The 4311-nt window shown below is 60.6% G+C and carries 8 protein-coding genes; all 8 read right to left on the reverse strand.

Features of this window, described 5'->3' with window-relative positions:
• The coding region (locus tag D8V06_RS08805) for a twin-arginine translocase subunit TatC (RefSeq protein ID WP_177434398.1) at positions 1-292 on the reverse strand (292 nt) is incomplete at its 3' end.
• Positions 289-729 (reverse strand): Sec-independent protein translocase protein TatB, encoded by a 441-nt coding sequence (tatB, locus tag D8V06_RS08810; protein WP_130930808.1) that lies wholly within the window; start codon positions 727-729, stop codon positions 289-291. The genes tatB and D8V06_RS08805, both read right to left, overlap by 4 nt.
• 10 nt (positions 730-739) lie before the next feature.
• Positions 740-1012, reverse strand: coding sequence for a twin-arginine translocase TatA/TatE family subunit (locus tag D8V06_RS08815; RefSeq protein ID WP_056852243.1), 273 nt, complete (start codon positions 1010-1012; stop codon positions 740-742).
• Between the two features lie 25 nt (positions 1013-1037).
• Complete coding sequence (locus tag D8V06_RS08820) at positions 1038-1370, reverse strand: phosphoribosyl-ATP diphosphatase (RefSeq protein ID WP_046816939.1); 333 nt, start codon at positions 1368-1370, stop codon at positions 1038-1040.
• Positions 1363-1770 carry a phosphoribosyl-AMP cyclohydrolase gene (gene hisI, locus D8V06_RS08825; protein WP_056852244.1) on the reverse strand — a complete coding sequence of 136 codons (408 nt, stop codon included), beginning with the start codon at positions 1768-1770 and terminating at the stop codon, positions 1363-1365. Before hisI ends, D8V06_RS08820 begins: the two co-directional genes overlap by 8 nt.
• 81 nt (positions 1771-1851) lie before the next feature.
• Positions 1852-3456: a ubiquinone biosynthesis regulatory protein kinase UbiB gene (gene ubiB / locus D8V06_RS08830; RefSeq protein WP_056852245.1), complete on the reverse strand. Its 1605-nt coding sequence runs from the start codon at positions 3454-3456 to the stop codon at positions 1852-1854.
• Positions 3453-4076, reverse strand: a complete 624-nt coding sequence (locus D8V06_RS08835) for an SCP2 domain-containing protein (RefSeq protein ID WP_130906987.1) — start codon at positions 4074-4076, stop codon at positions 3453-3455. The genes ubiB and D8V06_RS08835 overlap by 4 nt, the downstream gene beginning before the upstream one ends.
• Positions 4076-4311, reverse strand: a 236-nt coding sequence (locus D8V06_RS08840) for a class I SAM-dependent methyltransferase (protein WP_177434399.1), incomplete at its 5' end; no start/stop codon positions are given. The genes D8V06_RS08840 and D8V06_RS08835, both read right to left, overlap by 1 nt.

Here is a 4311-nt window from a genome sequence, read left to right on the forward strand (position 1 = left end):
AGCCCCAGATCTGATGCAGGATCACCGGGATCGCCAGGAACAGCGAGACCATCATCGTCAGCTTCAACGGCGTCAGGAATGGCGACGACACATCGGTGGCGATCATCGTCGCGCCGGCCGGTAGATAAGCACGCAGCGGCGTCGAAACGAAGGTGTAGATCTGCTGGGTGAAGGCGAACAGCCCGGCAAAAATGATGAAGATCGCCGCTACACAGCGCAGCAGACGGGTACGCAACTCGGTGAGGTGCGAAACCAGCGGCATGTGCTGGTCGTTTTCTGGGAGATCGCTCATGGGGCTCGCGGCGGCAGTGTTGGGTCATGAGGGGCCGGCGCAACGGGCGCAGCCGCAGGTGTAACGGGTTCAACCGGAGTGGCTGCTACAGGGGGAGCGGACTCGACAGCTGTAACTGCCGGTGCTGTCGCAGGGGCAGGTGCTTGAATCGTCTGCCCTCCCACGTGCTCGACCGGCGCAGGCTCCTGCTGGGTCGGCGTGAAAATTTTCCGCGCCTCCTGTTCAAGCGACAGGATGTGCTCGTTGTGCAGTTGCCGACGAATCTCGTCGGCACCGATTTCACGTTCAACTTCCTGTTTGATCGCGTTGAAGCTGCGCTTCAGTCGCCCGACCCACAGGCCGGCGGTGCGCGCTGCGCCCGGCAAGCGCTCGGGACCCAGCACCAGCAGGGCAACGAGGCCGACGAGCAGCAGTTCAGAGAAGCTGATACCAAACATTAGTCAGTGCTCACACGTCTTTGCGAATCGGCTCTTCGACTTTCTGCGCCTGCACGTCAATGGTGTGCGGCTGATTGACAGAGGCCTGAGGCTGAACCGGCGGAACCGGTTGGGCTGGAGTGGCCGTCGGGTCGGCCGGTTTTTCGTCATCGTTCATGGCCTTGCGAAAGCCCTTGATCGACTCGCCGACGTCGGTGCCGAGGTTTTTCAGTTTCTTGGTGCCAAACACCAGTACGACAACAACCAGGATGACGACCCAGTGTTTCCAGTCAAAAATGCCCATGTTGCTGCTCCTCTCTAATAGTTATTCAGGCGGACGGACGCGAGGCTTTCTCGGCGTGTCCGGACAGACCGAAACGACGGTCCAGTTCATCGAGTACAGCCTGTGGATGCTGCCCCAGTTGGGCGAGCATGACCATGCTGTGGAACCACAGATCGGCGGTTTCGTAGATCACATCGCTGCAGTCACCACTGACGGCGGCGTCCTTGGCGGCAATGATGGTTTCGACCGACTCTTCGCCGACTTTCTCCAGAATCTTGTTCAAGCCCTTGTGGTACAGGCTGGCGACATAGGAACTGTCGGCGGCGGCGCCTTTGCGCTCCTCCAGCACTTGAGCCAGGCGGGTCAGAGTGTCACTCATGTTTGTGTCCTGCAAAAGCGGAATAGATGGCGTGCGGATCTTTCAGAACCGGGTCGACCGTTGTCCAGTCGCCGTTTTTGTAGACGCGGTAGAAGCAGCTCTGGCGGCCGGTATGGCAAGCGATGTCACCGATTTGCTCGACCATCAGGATGATCACGTCGGCGTCGCAGTCCAGGCGCATCTCATGCAGGGTTTGCACATGGCCGGACTCTTCGCCCTTGCGCCACAGCTTGCCACGGGAACGTGACCAGTAAATCGCGCGGTTTTCGGCAGCGGTCAGTTCCAGCGCTTCGCGGTTCATCCAGGCCATCATCAGGACGCGCCCGGTCTTGTGATCCTGGGCAATCGCGGGCACCAGGCCGTCAGCGTCCCACTTGATCTCGTCCAGCCAGTTTTTCATCTTCGACTCCGACAGCGGGTTCAACACTTCATTAGTCGAACCCAAGCGTTGAAACAGTGTGCCAGTCGTTCACGCAACTGGCTATCGGCGAACGACCAGATACAAGCCGACCGCCATCATGATCCCGGCGGGCCAATAGGCCAGTTCATTCAGCGGGCCACCAGCGGCGAGGATCGCGCCACCCGCCAGATGCGCCGTGCCGAGCAGACGCAAGAACCAGTCATCGCGACGACGGTGCCACGGTGGCGGCGGGTCGTAGGCGTGGGGTTGGGACATGCGTTCGAGCAGATCGCGGGCCATGTTGGCCAGGTGCGGGAGCTGTTCGAACTGGCTCTGCACATTGCCAATCAAGGCTTTGGGGCTGACCCTTTCGCGCATCCAGCGTTCGAGAAATGGCTGCGCGGTGTTCCACAAATCGAGATCCGGGTACAACTGACGTCCCAGGCCTTCGATATTGAGCAGGGTTTTCTGCAGCAGAACGAGTTGCGGCTGCACTTCCATGTTGAAGCGGCGCGCGGTCTGGAACAGGCGCATCAGCACCTGGCCAAATGAAATATCTTTTAACGGTTTTTCGAAAATCGGCTCGCAAACGGTGCGGATCGCCGCTTCGAATTCGTTGAGCTTGGTTTCCGCCGGCACCCAGCCCGAATCGATGTGCAACTGCGCCACGCGCCGGTAATCACGCTTGAAGAAGGCGAACAGGTTGCGTGCCAGATAATCCTGGTCTTCCGGGGTCAGGCTGCCGACGATGCCGCAGTCGATCGCTATGTATTGCGGGCTCCACGGGCTCACCGTGCTGACGAAAATATTGCCGGGGTGCATATCGGCGTGGAAGAAACTGTCGCGGAACACTTGGGTGAAAAAGATCTCCACACCGCGTTCGGCGAGCATTTTCATGTCGGTGCGCTGGTCGGCCAGGGTCGCCAGATCGGTCACCTGAATGCCGTAGATACGCTCCATCACCAGCACTTTCGGACGGCACCAGTCCCAGTAGACTTGCGGCACATACAGCAGCGGCGAACCTTCGAAATTGCGCTTCAGCTGGCTGGCGTTGGCCGCCTCGCGCAGCAGGTCGAGTTCGTCATAGATGGTTTTTTCGTAGTCGCTGACCACGTCCACCGGGTGCAACAGGCGTGCATCGGCCGAGAGTTTTTCGGCGGCGCGGGCGAGGATGAACAGCCACGCCAGGTCCTGAGCGATCACCGGCTTGAGGCCCGGGCGGATCACCTTGACCACCACTTCTTCGCCGGTTTTCAGCTGCGCGGCATGCACCTGCGCCACCGAGGCCGAGGCCAGTGGTTCGACGTCGAAACGGCTGAACACCTCGCTGATTTTCTTGCCGAGCTGTTCTTCGATCAGCTTGACCGAGACCTGCGAGTCGAATGGCGGCACGCGGTCCTGCAACTTCATCAGTTCATCAGCGATGTCTTCTGGCAGCAAGTCGCGGCGGGTAGACAGGATCTGACCGAACTTGATGAAGATCGGCCCCAGGTCCTGCAGTGCCAGACGCAGTCGCGCGCCGCGGCTCAGGTCCAGGGTCCTGCGCGGGAACCAGCGCCACGGCAAGGCATAACGCAATACCCGCAGGAACCAGGGCAGCGGCAGGGCGAACAGCAGGTCATCGAGGCGGTAGCGAATCACGACGCGCTGGATGCGCAACAAACGGCGGACGGCAAGCAGCTTCATGCGTTATCGCTTGGGTCGAGGGATCGGGAAAGGCGCTCGAAACGCGCCTCGAGACGTTCCAGATCGAGCTTGATCTGGTCCAGTTCACTGAATCGCGCTTCGGCTTCGCGCTGGCCAACGAGGGTGCGCGACTCTTCGGCCAGGTATTCGCCCAGGTTCTGGCCCAGGCTGGTAAATCCTTGCTGATACCAGCGCGCGCGACTGCGCAAATGACCACCGACCAGCTGCGTGGCGACCGGGCCTAGCCAGCGTGAGAGTTCATACTCCCAGTCCAGCTCCAGGTCCTGAAGGATCGCCGCCAGTTCCAGCAGCGCACCGCTGTCACCGTCGAGTTCGACTTCAGGGCCATGCAGAACGGAGGTCTTGTCCTTGCTCATCGCCAGTTTCAACAGGCTGGAAGCCGGTGCGCGCAAGGTGCAGTCGGCGCCGGTTTCCCACTGGGAGGCCAGCATCAGGCCTTCGTCGCTGGGCAGGATGAACAATTGCAGTGCCGGGCTGCGGCAATCGACGGCAATCACTTTGCCGCTCAAATGCGCGAGCCGCGGCAGCGCCGTGCTGTCGAGACGAAGCACCCGGTTCAGACCGAGTTCAACGCTGGCGAGCAGGCCTGCGAGCAGCATCAGGGCTTGATGCCGCGATGCAGGGCAACGATGCCTGCGGTCATGTTGTGATAGGTCACACGGTCGAAACCGGCCTCGACCATCATCGACTTCAGGGTTTCCTGGTTCGGGTGCATGCGGATCGATTCGGCCAGGTAGCGATAGCTTTCCGAGTCATTGGTGATCAGCTTGCCCATCAGTGGCATGAAGGCGAACGAGTAGGCGTCGTAGGCCTTGGACATCAGCGCGTTGGTCG

The organism is Pseudomonas sp. Sample_24, assembly GCF_004307605.1.
Taxonomy (GTDB): Bacteria; Pseudomonadota; Gammaproteobacteria; order Pseudomonadales; family Pseudomonadaceae; genus Aquipseudomonas.

What these genes read in the sequence shown, in the direction of transcription:
- D8V06_RS08815 (WP_056852243.1), bottom strand. Translation starts at nt 1,012, where the DNA reads ATGGGCATTTTTGACTGGAAACACTGGGTCGTCATCCTGGTTGTTGTC.
- hisI (WP_056852244.1), bottom strand. Translation starts at nt 1,770, where the DNA reads ATGAAAAACTGGCTGGACGAGATCAAGTGGGACGCTGACGGCCTGGTG.
- D8V06_RS08835 (WP_130906987.1), bottom strand. Translation starts at nt 4,076, where the DNA reads ATGCTGCTCGCAGGCCTGCTCGCCAGCGTTGAACTCGGTCTGAACCGG.
- ubiB (WP_056852245.1), bottom strand. Translation starts at nt 3,456, where the DNA reads ATGAAGCTGCTTGCCGTCCGCCGTTTGTTGCGCATCCAGCGCGTCGTG.
- D8V06_RS08820 (WP_046816939.1), bottom strand. Translation starts at nt 1,370, where the DNA reads ATGAGTGACACTCTGACCCGCCTGGCTCAAGTGCTGGAGGAGCGCAAA.
- tatB (WP_130930808.1), bottom strand. Translation starts at nt 729, where the DNA reads ATGTTTGGTATCAGCTTCTCTGAACTGCTGCTCGTCGGCCTCGTTGCC.